This is a genomic window from Myxococcus sp. AM009, from assembly GCF_013372605.1.
In the GTDB taxonomy this organism is placed as follows: domain Bacteria; phylum Myxococcota; class Myxococcia; order Myxococcales; family Myxococcaceae; genus Myxococcus; species Myxococcus vastator.
Window position 1 is genome coordinate 16,512 of the sequence record NZ_JABXEP010000042.1, and the last position, 15,969, is coordinate 32,480.

General features: G+C 70.1%; 13 protein-coding genes. 6 read left to right on the plus strand and 7 right to left on the minus strand.

All coding sequences use genetic code 11. The annotated features are described in order from the left end of the window. Nucleotides 1-15 precede the first annotated feature (15 nt). The 5 genes from HV824_RS13145 to HV824_RS13165 all read right to left on the minus strand — a co-directional run bounded on the left by HV824_RS13145 (nt 16) and on the right by HV824_RS13165 (nt 6,614). On the minus strand, nt 16-1,908 hold the full coding sequence (locus HV824_RS13145) for a sigma 54-interacting transcriptional regulator (RefSeq protein ID WP_176416240.1): 1,893 nt from the start codon (nt 1,906-1,908) through the stop codon (nt 16-18). Nucleotides 1,909-1,936: 28 nt separating this feature from the next. After that, nucleotides 1,937-2,944 (minus strand): hypothetical protein, encoded by a 1,008-nt coding sequence (locus tag HV824_RS13150; RefSeq protein ID WP_176416241.1) that lies wholly within the window; start codon nt 2,942-2,944, stop codon nt 1,937-1,939. Further along, complete coding sequence (locus HV824_RS13155; RefSeq protein ID WP_176416242.1) at nt 2,941-4,875, minus strand: serine/threonine protein kinase; 1,935 nt, start codon at nt 4,873-4,875, stop codon at nt 2,941-2,943. Before HV824_RS13155 ends, HV824_RS13150 begins: the two co-directional genes overlap by 4 nt. Nucleotides 4,876-4,893: 18 nt before the next feature. Next, a complete protein-coding gene (locus HV824_RS13160) occupies nt 4,894-5,979 on the minus strand; it encodes a 6-phosphofructokinase (RefSeq protein WP_176416243.1) in 1,086 nt (361 codons plus the stop codon). A gap of 152 nt (nt 5,980-6,131) precedes the next feature. After that, complete coding sequence (locus HV824_RS13165) at nt 6,132-6,614, minus strand: tetratricopeptide repeat protein (RefSeq protein WP_176423413.1); 483 nt, start codon at nt 6,612-6,614, stop codon at nt 6,132-6,134. A 276-nt stretch (nt 6,615-6,890) separates the two neighbouring features. Here HV824_RS13165 and HV824_RS13170 point away from each other — a divergent pair, with 276 nt between their 5' ends. Together HV824_RS13170 and HV824_RS13175 are read left to right on the plus strand one after the other, a co-directional pair. Next, nucleotides 6,891-7,160, plus strand: coding sequence for a hypothetical protein (locus HV824_RS13170; protein WP_176423414.1), 270 nt, complete (start codon nt 6,891-6,893; stop codon nt 7,158-7,160). 187 nt (nt 7,161-7,347) lie between these two features. Further along, nucleotides 7,348-9,063, plus strand: coding sequence for a phosphatidylinositol-specific phospholipase C (locus HV824_RS13175; RefSeq protein WP_255208006.1), 1,716 nt, complete (start codon nt 7,348-7,350; stop codon nt 9,061-9,063). A gap of 7 nt (nt 9,064-9,070) precedes the next feature. On the opposite strand, the gene HV824_RS13180 is transcribed toward HV824_RS13175, so the two are convergent. Next, nucleotides 9,071-10,390 carry a sialidase family protein gene (locus HV824_RS13180; protein WP_255208007.1) on the minus strand — a complete coding sequence of 440 codons (1,320 nt, stop codon included), beginning with the start codon at nt 10,388-10,390 and terminating at the stop codon, nt 9,071-9,073. A 155-nt stretch (nt 10,391-10,545) separates the two neighbouring features. Here HV824_RS13180 and HV824_RS13185 point away from each other — a divergent pair, with 155 nt between their 5' ends. Then, nucleotides 10,546-11,148: a hypothetical protein gene (locus HV824_RS13185; RefSeq protein WP_255208008.1), complete on the plus strand. Its 603-nt coding sequence runs from the start codon at nt 10,546-10,548 to the stop codon at nt 11,146-11,148. Between the two features lie 89 nt (nt 11,149-11,237). Continuing rightward, nucleotides 11,238-11,915 carry a hypothetical protein gene (locus HV824_RS13190; protein WP_176420694.1) on the plus strand — a complete coding sequence of 226 codons (678 nt, stop codon included), beginning with the start codon at nt 11,238-11,240 and terminating at the stop codon, nt 11,913-11,915. A gap of 49 nt (nt 11,916-11,964) precedes the next feature. Here HV824_RS13190 and HV824_RS13195 read toward each other — a convergent pair whose 3' ends face one another. Beyond that, a complete protein-coding gene (locus HV824_RS13195; protein WP_176423415.1) occupies nt 11,965-13,365 on the minus strand; it encodes a DUF3943 domain-containing protein in 1,401 nt (466 codons plus the stop codon). Nucleotides 13,366-13,538: 173 nt separating this feature from the next. Here HV824_RS13195 and HV824_RS13200 point away from each other — a divergent pair, with 173 nt between their 5' ends. Both HV824_RS13200 and HV824_RS13205 read left to right on the plus strand, forming a co-directional pair. Beyond that, a complete protein-coding gene (locus HV824_RS13200; RefSeq protein ID WP_176420690.1) occupies nt 13,539-14,861 on the plus strand; it encodes a S1C family serine protease in 1,323 nt (440 codons plus the stop codon). Then, nucleotides 14,849-15,817: an FHA domain-containing protein gene (locus HV824_RS13205; protein WP_176420689.1), complete on the plus strand. Its 969-nt coding sequence runs from the start codon at nt 14,849-14,851 to the stop codon at nt 15,815-15,817. Before HV824_RS13200 ends, HV824_RS13205 begins: the two co-directional genes overlap by 13 nt. Nucleotides 15,818-15,969 lie beyond the last annotated feature (152 nt).

Below are 15,969 nucleotides of genomic sequence, written 5' to 3' on the forward strand. Positions count from 1 at the left end.
GGACGGGCCGCTCCCCTAGAGCAGCTCGTCTCCCTCCTCGGGCGGCAGCGGCCGGCCCGACTTCTCCGCTTCCAGCTTCTCCAGATGCCGGAAGATGGTGCGCGGGTCCACTCCCAGGTCCTTGGCCGTCTTGGTGCGGTTCCCATTGTTCCGGGCCAGCACCTCGTTGATGTAACGCTTCTGGAACTCTTCCTTGGCCTGGAGCAGCGGCATGATGGGCTCCAGGTTCTCCGGCTTCAGGTCCAAATCATCCGGCCCCAGCAGCGGCTTGTCCGCGAGCACCACCGCCTTCTTGAGCCGGTTCTCCAATTCGCGGATGTTGCCCGGCCAGCCGTACTTGCGCATGGACACGGTGGCGGAGGGGGTGAAGCCGCGGGCCTTGGAGCTGAACTCGCGGGCGTACTTCTGGAGGAAGAAGCGGCCCAGCACCACCACGTCCTCGCCGCGCTCGCGCAGCGGCGGCAGCTTCAGCGTGACGACGTTGAGGCGGTAGTAGAGGTCCTCGCGGAAGGTGTTCTTCTTCACCTCGTCCTCAAGCACCTTGTTGGTGGCCGCCACCACGCGGATGTCCACCGGCTCGCCGCGGTTGTCGCCTACTTTGTAGACAATCTTCTCCTGGAGCGCGCGCAGCAGCTTCACCTGGAGCTGCAGGGGCATCTCACCGATTTCGTCCAGGAAGAGCGTGCCGCCGATGGCCGCCTGGAACTTGCCGGCCTTGGTGGCCACCGCGCCGGTGAAGGCGCCCTTCACGTGGCCGAACAGCTCGCTCTCCAGCAGGTTCTCCGGAATCGCGCCGCAGTTGATGGTGATGAAGGGGCCCTTCGCGCGTGGCGAGCGGCGGTGGATCTCCCGGGCGATGAGCTCCTTGCCGGTGCCCGTCTCGCCGGTGATGAGCACGGAGATGTCCGTGGGGGCGATCTTGTCGATGCGCTTGTACACGTCCCGCATGCCCTGGCACGCGCCGACGATGTCGCCGTAGCGCTGGTCCTCCAGCTTGCGGCGCAGCTCGGTGTTGTCGAGCTTGAGGTCGCTCACCAGCATCGCGTTCTGGAGGATGAGCGACGCCTGCGCCGCGAAGATGGTGAGCATGTCCGCGCTCTTGGGCTCGAACCGGTTCACCAGCCGGTCGTTGCCCACGTAGAGGACGCCGAAGAGGTCGCCCTTCTGCATCAGCGGCACGCACATGACGGAGTGGACGCGCAGGTTCACCACCGAGTCGCTCTTGTTGAACTCCGGCGAGTCCAGCGCGTCCGCGACGATGAGCGCCTTCTGCTCCTTCACCACCTTGGCGATGATGGAGTCGGAGATCTTGTCCTTCTCCACCGCGTCCTCGATGTTCTCCCGGGACACGTTGCGCGCCACCTTCACGCGCGGCTCCCCGTTCTCCATCAGGATGAGGAAGCCCTTGTCGGCGCGCGTCACCTCGATGGCCTCGTCCATCAGGCCCTCCAGGAGGCGCTCCAAATCGTAGAGCCCCAGCAGCCGCTCGCTGAACGCGGTGAGCCGGCGCAGCAGCAGCAGCTCGCGGCCGGGGACGCCAGGCAGCTCCGAGGTGTGCGAGTCCGGATTGGACGTGTGTACCAGCTCTCGCGGAGCGGGCATGGGCGGAGGTGGGGCACGGGGGGCGTCGTCCCGAGCGAAGATCAGCTCGGTGTGGCCCACGCGGACCACGTCGCCGGTGGAGAGCGCATGGGCGTCGCGCTTCTTGCCGTTGACGTGGAAGGTGGCGCCCAGGCTGCCCACCTCGTAGCGCGTGCCGTCGAAGGTGACGTGCAGGGCGCTGGCGGGCACGGAGGTGTCCTCCAGCGGGATGTCGTTGTCCGGGCCCCGGCCAATGCTGGTGAGGCGCTTGTGCAGGGAGACGGCGCGGACCTTGCCATCGGGGGTGCGGACGGTGAGGCTGGCCATGGCTTCACGTACCTGGAGGGTGTCTCCGTCAAAAGGAGAGGGTGAGACCGGCGCCGAGTCCGCCGGGGGTCGGGTAGAGGCCCACGCGCGTGTACGTCTTCGGTGCCGTCGCGCGGGCGGAAGTGGGGCGAGAGGACGGCGCCGTGGGGGGGGCGGCGCGAGGCTCCACCGTGCTGCGGACCACCTGGTCCTCGTGGTGGAACAGCGCGTCCACCACGCCCACGGCGTAGATGGCGTAGAAGCCCGCGGCCGACGACAGCTTGAGCAGCTGCCACGCGTCGCGCTGCTGGGCCCGGCTGGTGGGGATGTAGCGCACCGTGACGGAGGCCCGGCCGTCCGGGTCCAGCACGTTGTCCAGGTCGATGGTGCGCTCCTCGAACAGCCCCTCGTAGGCGAAGAAGGAGATGATGCTCGTCACCGCCAGCACGCCTTCGGTGGCGGCGAAGACGATGCCCAGGCTGTTGCGGCCCTGCTGGAACTGGCCGGCGCCGAAGGGGACGAAGTTGACCAGGAAGCTGCGCTTCTCCACCGTGCGCACCGTCACCTGGGACGCCAATTCCTCGGCGCGGCGGCGCTGGACCTCAGCCTCCAGGCGCTCGCGCTCGCGGCGCTCGGCCTCCGCCTTCTCGCGCTCCTGGCGCAGCCGTCGCTCCTGGCGCAGGAAGTCCAGCTCCGTGTCCATGTCCTCCTTGAGCGTGTCGAAGAAGGCCACCGCGGGCGGCGGGACGACGAAGGGGTCCAGGCTGAAGTCCGGATCCAACCGGAGCAGCGCGCGCAGGTGACGGCGGGCGTCGTCGGTGCGGCCCAGGTTGAAGGCCGCCAGGCCCGCGAGCTTGTGCAGCTCCGCCAGGTCGTCCTCGTCCAGGCCGCCCCGGTCGATGCGCGAGCCCGCGCGGTCCATCACCTCCGCGTACTTGCCGTACTCGAAGCTGGCGCGCAGCGCGGCGACCTCCGGATCCCCGGCGTCCTGGGCGCGCGTGGCGGCCGGAGCGAGCAGCATCAGCGCCGTGAGCAAGAGCGGGAGGCGGCGGCTCATTCTGGGCGGAGGCTCCCGCGCAGGGTGGTGGGTTCGCCCGGCCGCAGCCGCACCTCGCGGCGCTCCGACACGTAGCCGGGGTGGGAGACCTCCACCACGACGGTGTGCTGGAAGCCCGCCGGGCCTCGCGGAGAGCGGACCTCGAAGGGCGTCTTCACGCTGTCCTCCGCGGAGCGGAGCTGGTCGCCCACGCGCACCAGCGCGCCCGCGGGCTCGAAGTCCACCGACAGGCGGGACGTCTTGGGCTGGGCGCGCAGGTGGAAGACGTTCTCACCGTCCGGCTGCACGTCGATGGTGTCCACCACGTCCTCGCAGTAGTCGCAGGAGATGGTGACGGTGTGCCGGCCCGGCGTCACCTCCACGTCATGTTTCTGCAGCGGCTGGGCGCTGGCCGCGCCGTCATCCACGCGGATGCTGCCATAGGGGCGCACCAGGATGGACACCGGCAGCTTGCGCACCAGCGGCTTGCGCGGCGCCTCCTCGTCCTCGGGGCGTGTGCCCAGGCCGCGCACGGCGCCGCCCACGGCCAGCGCGCCGTCCGTTCGCGGCGCCAGGCCTCCCGGTGCCGTCGTGTCCTTGACCGGGCGCGGCGCCGTTCCCCCCGGGCGGGGCGGCTGCGCCGTGCCTGGCGCCGGACGCCCGGCGCTCTCCTTCGGGGCCGGAGCCGTGTCAGGAGGCGCGACGGGGGCGAGCGGCTCGGCAGGCGTGGCCGAAGGCGGCGTGGCCGCGACCTGTCCGGGCGTGGTGGCGTCGGGCGGCGGGGTGGCTTCGGCGACGTTCGCGTGGCGGGCCTGCCAGCCGCCCAGGCCCAGCAGTCCGACGGCGGCCATGCCCACGCCCAGGCGCAGGCCCCGGCGGCGCCACGTCTTGAGGCGCTGGGCGCGCTGGAGACCCTTGAGGAGCGCCAGCGCCCGCGCGTTGGTGGCGTCCAGCGCCAGCACCTGGTTGAGGCTGGCCAGGGCGCGCGGGGTGCGCTTCTCCGCGAGCTGCCGCTCGCTGCGCTCCAGCAGGGTGGCGACGAGGCGCTGGCGGGCCAGCTTCCGGTACGACGGCGGGTCCGCGAAGTACGACACCAGCTCCTCGCCCACGCGGGCGAAGCCCAGGCCGGCCAGGTAGTCCGCCAGGGCGTCCCGCAGCCGGGCCGCGTCGGGGTAGCGCCGCTCCGGGTCGCGCTGGAGGCAGGTGGCGCAGATGTCCGCCAGCTCGTCGGACAGCGCGGGCACGCGCCGGCGCGCGTCCTCGTAGTCCCCGTCCAGGATGCGCTTGAGCGTGGCGGTGGTGTTGGACGCGCTGAAGGGCAGCCGTCCCGTCATCGCCGCGTAGAACATGATGCCCACGCTGAAGACGTCCGCCGCGGGGCCCGCCTCCAGGCCTTCGATGATCTCCGGAGCCATGTGGGCCGGCGAGCCCACCAGCGTGCCGGTGACGGTCATCCGCTCCTCGATGTCCATCAGCCGCGCGATGCCGAAGTCCATGAGCTTGAGGACGCCGTCCTCGCGCACCATGACGTTCTCCGGCTTGAGGTCGCGGTGGATGACGCCGGACTCGTGCGCGTGCGCCAGCGCCGCGGCCAGCTCGTGGATGACCATGGCCGCCAGCTCCGGCGGGTCCATGGGCCCCTCGTCCATGAACGTCTTCAGCGTCTGCCCGCGGATGTACTCGGTGACGATGAACGCGTCCTGGGCATCCGCCGCGGAGAAGTCGAAGACCTCCAGGATGTTGGGGTGGTGCAGCTTGGCCACCGCGCGGGCCTCGCGGGCCAGCCGCCGGCGGGACTCGTCCTTGCCGGCCAGGTGCGGGTGCAGCACCTTCACCGCGACTTCACGGTCCAGGGCGGTGTCGAGCCCCTTGTACACGACGCTCATGCCCCCCGAGCCCAGTTGCTCGAGGATGCGGTAGCGACCGATATGGCGGCCGACGAGCGTCGTCATGGCGTGTTGGCGGTCCCCTCAGTCCCCGAAGCTGATGCCCATGCTCTTGGTGAAGCGCACCAGCTCACCCGCCGGATCCACCCGGCGCTCCTTGCGCGACTCGCTCAACGGCACCGCGATGATCTCTCCCGCGCGCAGGGCCACCATGTGGTCCCACTGGCCCGCGCTCACCAGGTCCAGCACCTTGCAGCCGTAGCGGGTGGCCAGCACCCGGTCCGCCGCGCTGGGACTGCCTCCGCGCTGGAGGTGGCCCAGCACCGTCACGCGAATCTCCGCTTCGATGTGCCGGGCCAGCAGGTCCGCCAGCGCCTTCCCCGAGCCGCCGAGCCGCACCACGCCCCGGCCGGGAATGGCCTCCGCCGCGTCCAGCACGGCCAGCTCGCCGCCCTGGGGGAACGCGCCTTCCGAGATGGCGATGATGGAGAAGCTGCGACGGCGGGTGGAGCGGCGGCGGAGCTTCTCCACCACGGCCTCCACGCTGTACGGAATCTCCGGAATCAGGATGACGTCCGCGCCCCCGGCGATGCCGCTCTCCAAGGTGAGGAAGCCGGCGTGGCGGCCCATGATCTCCACCACCATCACCCGGTCATGGGCCTCGGCGGTGGAGTGCAGGCGGTCGAGCGCCTCGGTGACGATGAGCCGCGCGGTGTCGAAGCCGAACGTCTGATCCGTCCCGGACAGGTCGTTGTCGATGGTCTTCGGACAACCCACGACCTTGAGCCCCTTCTCCACGAGCCGGTGGGCGATGGACAGCGTCCCATCCCCCCCCACGGCGACGAGCCCGTCCAGGCCCAGCTCCTCGCAGCGGCGCAGGACCTGGTCGGACACGTCCCGCTCCACCCACCGCCCGTCCTCACGGGTCGCGTAGCTGAAGGGGTTGGCCTTGTTGGACGTGCCCAGGATGGTGCCGCCCTTGGGGAGGATGCCGCGGGTGTCCTCCTCGGTGAGCGGGTGGGCGAGCCCTGGCTCCACCAGCCCCATGTAGCCGTTTTCGATGCCCACGAACGCGTGGCCGAATTCGTGCGTGCCCCGCTTCACGAGGCCGCGAATGAGCGCGTTGAGGCCGGGGCAGTCGCCACCGCCGGTCAGGACTCCGAGTCTCATGGGACGGGGCATACAGGTCGGACGCGGGTGTCAGAGGGAGGGTGCTTCACCATGACAGAAACGTCGGACCTGATTGTAGGGGGGCCCCCTGGGGGGTGCAACGCGTGAATCACCGGCCAGGGCGGATTCACGAGTGGAAACGGGCCTTTTCCTCAGTCCCGCTTCAAGCGGCGGCGCGAGGCCACCCGATCCAGCAGGGCCTGGAGCCGAGGCTCGGGCTTGTCGGGGAGCGCCCTATCTGTCGGTGACTGTAGGGGCATGGCCTTCGCGAGGCCGTAGATTTCGATCAGCCGCTCCTTGAGCAGCTCGCTGTCCGGGCGCTCCTGGAGCGCGCGCCGGTAGCAAGCAGCCGCGCCCGCATAGTCGCCCAGCGCGAAGAGGCGCTCGCCTTCCTGGACGGGGGAGGAGGGGCCCACGGGGAGGGGGATGCTGGCCTCGGCGCGGGCGGCCTCGAGCACCGCCAACTCCGCGGGTTGGAGCAGCTCGCGCGCGTTGGCGAGCTTGAGGGCGAGCGCCGCGTCGTGCGGAAAGGCCCGCGCGAGCGACTCGTACATGCCGAGCGCTTCGGTGAGCTCGCCGCGGCGCAGGGCGCGATCGGCACGTGACTCCATGTCGGCCCTGGCGGCGGGGTTCATCTCTCCGGCAGGTTACCCGCGCCGCGCGGGGATGTCACAACGAACACGCAGGGCGCCGCCGCGACAAGGCGCGGACTCCGGGAGTCCGCACGCTGTGTCGGGGTGGCCGACACCCAGGCGCGGACTCCGGGACGCCGGGGGGCGCCCGCGCTCCGTCGCCGAGCCGGAATGTGAGGGATTGCGCCCGGTGCGACACAGTTCGATTTCGAGACATGACAGCGAAACCTGTATCCTGAGATTACCTTCCATTTCGGACAGGTCTCAAAAGGAGGAGTCATGCAGGTGAAGTCCATTGTCATGGCCGTGGTGTTGGCGACGGGGATGCTTGCGGGCTGTGGTGGTGTCGAAGGCGGCCTGGAGGACTCCTCGCCCACCGAAGTCGAGGCGGCCGTGGTTCACCCCAATATCTGTGTCGCCAAGTGTGACATGCGGCTCGAGCAGTGCATCGGCGCGGGGGGGCACCTGTCGGTTTGCTTCCAGCGCTTCGATGAGTGCGTCATGAACTGCCCCATCACGGAGGCGGACGCCCCCGCGACGCGGCAGTGAGCGAAGGCTGAGCGCCTGACGGTTCGACTCGAATCGCCGGGAATGAAGACGCCGGGCCACAGCCTGCCCGGCGTCTGTCCGCAGCGGGGGCAGTGTCGTGGCGGTCCAGGTTTTTCCTAATATCCGAGTTTGCGTCTAGTCTTGGGCGCGCCTCGATGTTGTCGCGACTCTTTCCTGGAAGCCACTCATGTCAGACACGTCGTATCCCTTCCTCCGCCTCCGTCACGCGGTGGCGATGCTCGTCGTGGGCCTCGTCGCCATCGCTTCCCCCGCCGCCGCGCGAGGGCGCTACTACAACGATTCGGGCAGCATCCAGACGCATCATCCCAGTTGGATGAGCTGGGTCCCCGACTCGACGAGCCTCGCCGCCCTGTCCTTGCCGGGGACGCATGACACGATGGCGTATCAGTCCTACGGCGGCTCCCTGACGCAGACCCAGTCCCTGGACCTGCGCCGTCAGCTCGACGCGGGCATCCGCGCGCTGGACATCCGCTGCCGGCACATCGCGGACAGCTTCACCATCCACCACGGCGTCGTCTACCTGCACGTCAACTTCGATGACGTGCTGCGGACCGCCATCCAGTTCCTGAACGCGAACCCCAGCGAGACGCTGGTGATGCGGGTGAAGAAGGAGCACACCGAGGAGAACGTCACGCGCAGCTTCGCCGCGACGTTCGAGGCGTACCGGAACAACCCGGCCTACAGGCCCTACCTCTGGACTGGCGGCCACGTGCCCGCCCTGGGCGAGGTCCGCGGAAAGATTGTCATCCTGGATGACTTTGGCGGTGGGGCCTACGGCATCCCCTGGGGAGGGCTGGACCTCCAGGACGCGTGGACGGTGTCCACGATCTTCGACATCGACGACAAGTGGAGCAAGGTCCGCGCGCACCTGGGGCGCACCAACACGGGCTCGCCGTCCACGCTGTTCGTCAACTTCCTGAGTGGCGCCTCCGCGCTCGCGCATCCCTTCACGGTGGCGGGCGGAGACGGCATGGGCATTCGCGGCGTGAATGACTTCGCCATCGACCACCTGGTGGCGGGGCACGTCCAGCGCGCGGGCCTCCTGATGATGGACTTCCCGGGCGCCGGCTTGATTGACGCCATCCTGGCCCTCAACTTCCGCCTCTTGTCCTCGACGACGTGGCTGCCGGAGGACTTCAGCGTCATCTTCAGGAACACCGCGCACACCATCGGCGGCAACGCGGAGGAGCGGTGGCACGGCATCCGGAGCTTCGTCCACAACGCCGTGCCCGGGCGCAGCTGGCACATCGCCGCGCTGAAGAAGTCCTGGGGCGGGTGGATCAACCACCAGGGGAACTTCTACCAGTCCGACGCCATGGATGATTACACCCACATCGCCTACCTGACGCGCTCGGTGACGAGCGTGGTGGGCAGGGACTTCCTGTCCGACTACGTGAGGGGGCAGCTCGGAGGTCTGTCAGGGAACGCGGCGAACCGGGCGCTCACGCTGCATGGCCGCCTGAGCGCCCGGTTCCCATTCCAGAGCTGGTCCGTGCTGGTGAAGCAGTCGCCGGGTGGGCTGAGCAACTGGGCGTACTCGGACTACGGCAGGGGCGCGCACCTGTCGTCAGGTGACTACACGTACGCGGTCCAGGGGCACTCCGCCTCGGAAGGTGTCTACCTCCACGAGCACTCGGGCTTCGAGGGCAACCTCGTCTGGCTCGGCGGCAGCGTGGGCGATCTGCGCGGCGTGGGGTTCAATGACGTGCTGAGCTCCGTCACCGTGCTGGGGCCGTACCAGGCGACGCTGTGCGAGCACGCGAACCTGTCGGGCCGCTGCTTCACCACGTCCCAGACGGTGAGTGACGTCAACGCGATGCCGGGGGGGGCGTGGCACGACAAGGTGTCCTCCGTGTCGATGACCCGGACGGGCCCGCGGTAGTCGCGGGCTACTGCGCCTCGGTGCGGCGGAAGAACACGTCGGTGTTTTCGTTGGCCAGGTCTTCCAGCCAGGCCAGGTAGCCATGTGATCCGCCGCTGGAGGCGAAGACCCGTGGCGCGGAGGAGCGCGTCGGCGTGTTGCTCAGGTTCGTCACGGGCGTGAACGAAGCGCCCAGGTCACCGCTGGCCCGGTAGAAGATGTCGACCGAGCCGGCGGTGGTGTCCTCCCACGCGACGCGCAGATGCGACTGGGCCGCGGAGAGGCTCACGGCGCCGGAGTATCCCGAGGAGAGGCTCAGGTTGCGTGGCGCGGAGAACGTGGCGCCGTGGTCGTTGCTGGTGCGCAGGAGGATGTCGAAGTTGCCGGGGCTGTCGTCCTGCCACGCCACGAAGACGTGCTGACCCGAGATTTCGAGGTCCGGCGCGAACGCGTAGCCCTGGCTCCCACTCATGGCGTGGGTGGGGCCAAAGCTCGCCCCCCGGTCCGTGCTGCGGCGGTAGAGGATGGCGCAGGTGTCCGGGAAGAGGTCGTTGCATTCCTCCCAGACGACGTGGACCTTCTGCTCCTTGACGGCGATGCGGGCGAGCAGTGACGGCTGCCCCGGGCCCTCGTCGACGCTGAGGTTGAGCCGCGGTGCGAAGGCCTTCCCCTCGTCGGGGCTGGTCCTCACGTACACGTCGGGCCGGTCATCCGCGCCGATGTCGTCGCCCACCATGTAGACGCGATTGTTGGACGCGGTCATCTCCGTCACCCCGATGCCAGGGCGGTCATCCAGCGTCAGCGTGGGGCCGAAGCTCAGCCCCTTGTCGTGACTCGCCCGGAAGTGCTGAACCGCTGACCGCAGGCCCGTTGGGACGGTCCAGGTCACGTACACATCGCTGTTCTCTGCCGCGAGCCGGGGCGAATAGCCGTGCTCGGCCAGGGCCACCGCGGGGTCGAAGTTCCTCCCGTTGTCGTGGCTCACGCGGAACTGGATGCCCTGTTCGCGCCAGGCGACGTAGACCTTCTTTCCCTCCGCGACCACGGTGGGGAGGTAGGCGTGTCCGGTGTTGCGGCTCAGCCTCTGGGGCGGCTCGAAGCTCTTTCCCTGGTCCGAGCTCCTGCGCAGGTAGACGTGGGTGACGTCCAGGGACGATGTATCACTCCATACGATGTAGACGTTGCTGTCGGAGACGGCTGTCTGGAATTCAAAGTTGAAGGTGGGCGTCCCGCTCAGGTTCAGCACCGGACCGAAGGACTCCTGGAGTCGCGCCGGCGCTTCCCGCGCCGCGGTGCTCCAGGAGAGCAGCACGGCTCCGAACAGCACGCCCCTGAAACATCGGCTCATCGTGCTCGCCATGTTCCCTGTCTCCCCGCCGAAGATATCGCGGAGAAATAATCGCCAGCCGCGGGCGGTGTCACTGCTCGGAGGCGCTGTTCGCTTGGGAATGGCGAACAAACGTGGCCATGGCGCACGGCGGAGGAGGCATTATTCTCCCCGCGATGCGCATGAACCGTTCCCTGGTATTCAGTCTCCTGCTGACAGGCTGCGCGACCACGCCGCGAGAGCCCGCCTCCGTCGCGGAGGCGTATGCCCGCGCCCTGGAGGAAGGCCGTGTCGAGGACGCGTACGCGCTGACGGCGGGCGGGCCCGAGGAGGAGGTGGCGTTCCTGGAGCGCTATTCTGACGCGGGGGCTCGCAGCGCCAGGGCCGCGGACGTCCGGGCCGGCGCGTCGAACCTCGAGGCGCGAGCGCCCTCCCTGACGGTCGCGCAGTCCCCGCAGGGGTGGCGTGTCGTCGAGGCCCGGCCCGCGGATGTGCCTCGGGCCGCCCTGCGCCAATTCATCGACAGGGTGGAGGCTCGTGATTGGAAGTCCGCCTGGAGCCAGCTCGCCGGGCCCCTGCGCGCGCGTTACACACCGGAGCGTCTTCGCGAGGATTTCGAGCGAGAACCCCTCGCGAGGGAGCGTCTCCGGCGTGCCCGGCTCGCACTCAATACGCACGTCCGCGTCGGCGCGGGGGAGGCCGTGTTCCCGCTGGGTGACGAGCGCGCCGTCCGGCTGGTGCTGGAAGATGGCGAGTACCGGATCGCCGCGATTGAATGAGCTCAACGCGCCTGCTCAGCGCGTGAGCTCCAGCGCCAGCTTCTCCTTCTGGGCAGGCGCGGGCGTGGGTGGGCGACTATGATGCCAGGGTGCACGCCACCTTCCTGGCTGTCGGACTGCTGACGCTGCCGGGCGCGCTCGGAACGGAGCTGCGCCGGGATGGCTATTCGTTTCGCCCACCGGAAGGCTTCCACATGGTGCGGTGGGAGCAGTACGCCGGCTCGCGCGTGGGCGCCGTGGCGCTGGACCCGGACGCGCCGCGCGCCCTGTCGGCGGCGCTCACCGACGGTGAGGGTCCGGACGCGGCCACGCTGCTCGTGTCCGTGGTGGGGCGCGGCTTCAGCGCGAGCCCCTCCGACCGGGAAGAGTTCGCGTCCGCGGTGATGCAGCACTACCAGCGCGAGCTGGGACTCCCGCTGTCCGCCGAGCGCGTGGAGCGCCTGGGCGGGGTGACACCGCGTGTGGAGGTGCTGGGCACGCTGCGCGAGGCGGGGCAGGTCCGCACGGTGCTCGTCGCGGGCCTGGCCTCGGAGGGCGAGCACGCCGTGGTGATGGTCAGCGCTCCCGCGGTGCGGTGGCAGGCGCTGGAGCCGCGAGTGCGGGCCTCGCTGGAGACCTTCCGCCACGAGCCGCCGAGCGCCGGGGGGCCCGTCCCACGCCGGGTGCTGGGCGCGCTGGCGGGGACCCTGGCTGGAGCGCTGGTCGTCTCGTACACCGCGTGGCGCCGACGGCGGCTGCGCCACGCGGCGGGCAGCCCCACGCCGTAGCCGTGCGCGACCGGAGCGGGCCTCCGTGGGCGCGGGCCGGCGTGGACGCTCAGTGCACGGAGAGGAACACCCGGGCCTGCGGGATGCCGCGTGAGACGGTATCGAAGTCGCGGAAGAAGCTGTTTCGCTCGAAGAAGGTGAAGCTGGCGCCCAGGCCCAGGTTGGCGAACAACGGCACGTCCAGCAGCAAGGTGCCCTCATGGACCAGGTGGTTGCCGTCCGCGCCGTTGAGCGTGTGCAGCCACGTGCTGCCCGCGTGCAGCTTGAGGTACTCCCAGGGCCAGCGCCCGTAGGACAGCTCGAGGTGGAGGCCCAGGCCCGGGCCGTAGTCGTAGTCGCGGCCCACCTCGTCGGCGTACTCGGAGGTGATGCCCGCGAGCACCACGCCCCGCAGGTGCAGCGCCAGGCGCAGCTCACGGCCCTCCCGCGTCAGGTAGCGGTACAGGAGCCCCGCGCCTATCGACTGGCCGCCCAGCTCATAGGCCTGCGTGTCGTTGTAGTCGAAGTGCTGGAAGGCGCCGAGCAGCACGCGCTCGTTCCCGCCGTTCTCCAGCGGGAGCATCGCCAGCGCGCCCTTGACCTCGGCGCGGCTGATGAGCCGGTTCTCGCCGGTGGTGAACTGCACGCCCAGGTTGAAGGCGTCGAACGGCGCGTCCACCGGGAAGCGCAGGGCATCGCCGTAGCGCAGGTCCAGCTCCGCGAAGAACTGGTTCAGCGTCGTGCCCGCGTCGATGTTGAGGTAGCCGGTGCGCGTCAGCGCGGCGAACACGGGCGGCTGCCAGTCCTCCGGAGTGGGGGCGCTGCGCCAGGCCTCCCCGCGCACCACGCGGTTGAAGCCCCGGACGGGATTGAGCACCCCCGCGCTGACCTCGCGGGCGACGCGCCGGGTCCCCGTGGCGCGTTGATCCAGCAGCATGGAGGACAGCCGGTAGATGACCTCCCCATGGGCCCACCCGCCCACCGTGGTGTTGATGAGGTCGTTGAAGGAGGGGTAGTGATTCTCGCCGAACAGCTCCCACTGGAGGCTGCCCACCAGGGTGAAGCCCATGGCGCCCCAGTAGTTGAAGCCGTGGTCCCGGGCGGCGTTGAAGTACGCGCTGCCGTGGTAGGGGTGCGCGAACTGGTTGGTCGTGAAATCGTCCTTGTCCCAGACGAACCCCGTTTCGAGGTTCGTTCGCCAGGCGTCCAGGCCGACCCGGGCAAAGTCCTTGTTCATGATGTATCGGTTGAAGCCCCACACCGTGAGGTTGATGGCCGTCACTTCCCCCAGGGCCCACCAGAACTGGCGAGTCCGGGGAGGTGGGGTGGCGTCCTCCGCGTCTGCGGCGCGTGGCGCGTCCGCGGGCAGCTGCGCCGCCTGGGCGAGCGAGGGCAGCAGGGCCAGCAGCAGCGCCACCTTCCGCCACCGCGCCGCGGGTCCGCGCCGGCCGCACCGCTGGCTGTGACGCATGCCGGCTCCCCCACCCGAAGGGCGAAGATGGGGACCCCGTGCGCGGTGCGACCATGGACCGGCGGCGCAGGCCCGCGTCGGTGGGTGGACGGACCGCCCGGCCGCCTGCCCGGCGCGGGACATGCCGCTGGACGTCCGTCGGAGCGCGCGGTGGGGTAGGGTGCGCCGCATCCATGTTCGCCTTCATCCTCGCAGCGGTGCTCACGCAGTCGCCAGTGGCTCCGGCGGAGCCGAGCCCGCCTCCCGCACCTGGCACACCCGAAGCCGCGCCCACCCTGCCCTTGAGCGCGTTGCCACCCGCCACGCACGAGCTGTTCCAGCGCATCGAGGGACAGGTCGCGCAGGTGCGCATCATCGAGCGGCGCTCCGGCACGCGCTCGTCCATCGGCTCGGCCTTCTTCGTGTCGGCCGCCGGGCACGCGGTGACGAACTACCACGTGGTCTCCGACGTGGTCATCCACCCGGAGGACTACACGGCGGAGCTGGTCCTGAAGGGCGGCGGGGAGCCCGTCCCGGTGCGCCTGGTGGACGTGGACGTGGTGCACGACCTGGCCATCATCCAGACGGCCACCCCGGTGCAGAGCTTCTTCGACCTGGACGACCGCGAGCCGCCGCAGGGCGCGCGCCTGTTCGCCATGGGCAATCCGCGTGACCTGGGCACCACCATCGTGGAGGGGACGTACAACGGCTTCATCCACGACGCGCTCTATGAGCGGCTGCACTTCAGCGGGGCCATCAACCCGGGCATGAGCGGCGGTCCGACGCTCACGGGCGAGGGCCGCGTGGTGGGCGTCAACGTGGCGACCATGGGCAACCAGGTGGGCTTCCTGGTGCCGGTGAAACACGCGCGCGAGCTGCTGGCCCGCGCGCTGGAAGCCAGGGACTCCGGCGCGCAGGCGCTGCTGGACACCGTGCGCGCGCAGCTCCTGGACAACCAGCAGCGCGTCACCGAACGGCTGCTGGCCGCGCCCCTGCCGCGGCAGACGCTGGGCAGCTACCGCGTGCCGGGGCGCTGGGGCACGTTCCTCAAGTGCTGGGGGGACACGCCGCACGACCCCGAGGTGCCGTACACGGTGACCAACTACCAGTGCTCGTCGGAGGAGGACATCTTCGTGTCCTCGCGCCACCGGACGGGCGTGGTGGCCTTCCTGCATCAACACGCCACCAGCCAGAAGCTGGGGGCGCTGCGCTTCTCCGCGCTCTACAGCGCGCTCTTCTCGCAGGACCCTGACGTGGTGGCGGCCACGCGGCAGGACGTCACCAACTACCGCTGCCAGTCGGAGTTCGTGGACGTGGCGGGCCTGCCCGTCCGGGCCGCGCTGTGCATGCGCGCCTACCGGAAGTTCCCCGGCCTCTATGACCTGGTGCTGCGCGCGGCCACGCTCAACGCCAGCACCAGCGGGGTGGACACGTCGCTCACGCTGGCCGGCTTCACCGCGGACAATGGCCGCAAGCTGGCGCGCCGCTACCTGGAGGGGCTGTCGTGGACGAAGTAATCTTCCTGGAGGTGCTGGAAGGGGACTCCGTCCAGGCCCGTCACCGCCTGGAGCGCTTCCCCGTGAATGTCGGCCGGGGGTACGGCAACGACGTCATCCTGGACGACCCGAAGGTCTCCGCCGAACACCTGCGCATCGAGCGCCGCGAGGACGGCACGCTGGTGCTGCGCGACGTGGGCAGCCAGAACGGCACCTACCGCGTGGAGCCCTGGGCACAGCTGGCCGAGCTGGAGCTGGCCACGGAGACCCGCGTGTCGGTGGGGGACACGGTGCTGCGCTTCCGCGCGCGCGGCCACACGGTGGAGAAGACCGTCGTGGCGGCGGCGCCCACCGCGCCCAGGCCGCGCGTGTTCGAGCAGCCCCGCTACTTCTCACTGGCCCTGCAGGCCCTGCTGGGCGCCAGCCTGCTGGAGGGCTACCTGGCCAACTACGGGCGCACGGACTGGGGCGAGCTGACGGTGGCGCTGGTGGTGCCGCTGGGCGTCACCTTCCTGTGGGCGGGGGGCTGGTCGGTGGCGAGCCGCATCGCCCGGCGCCAGTTCCACTACCGCACGCACGCCACCGTGGCCGCGCTGGTGTTGCTGGGCTCCGTCGTCATCCAGCCGCTGCTCACGTTGGTGGGCTTCAGCCTGGGCGTGGGCGGCAACCTGTCCTGGGCCCACCACGTCGCCTTCCTGGCGCTGATGGCCTGGGGGCTCTACTGGCACCTGCGCTACGTGACGCGCTGGGAGCCGGGGCGGCTCATGCGGGTCATCGCCGTCGTCACGCTGTCGTTTGGCGCGCTGTCGCGGGCGGATGAATGGCTGGGCAACGAGTCCTTCAGCACGGAGCTGGGCTTCCGCCGGTCGCTCCTGCCACCGGCCTTCCGGCTGGTGGGCACCGAGCCCATGGATGACTTCTTCACCGACGCGGTGAAGGTCCAGGAGCAGGTGGACGCGCTGGCGCGCGACCCGTGAGCCTCCGGGGGCCGACAGGACGTCGTGGGCGGGGAGGCAGATGTCAGACCGGGCAGGTAGGAGTGCCCGGATGGACGTCCATCAGGAGTTGAGGCCTGTCGGTGGTGCCCGGGGGTCGCAGGTCCGGGGCGCGCGGGGGGAACGGCTCGCGG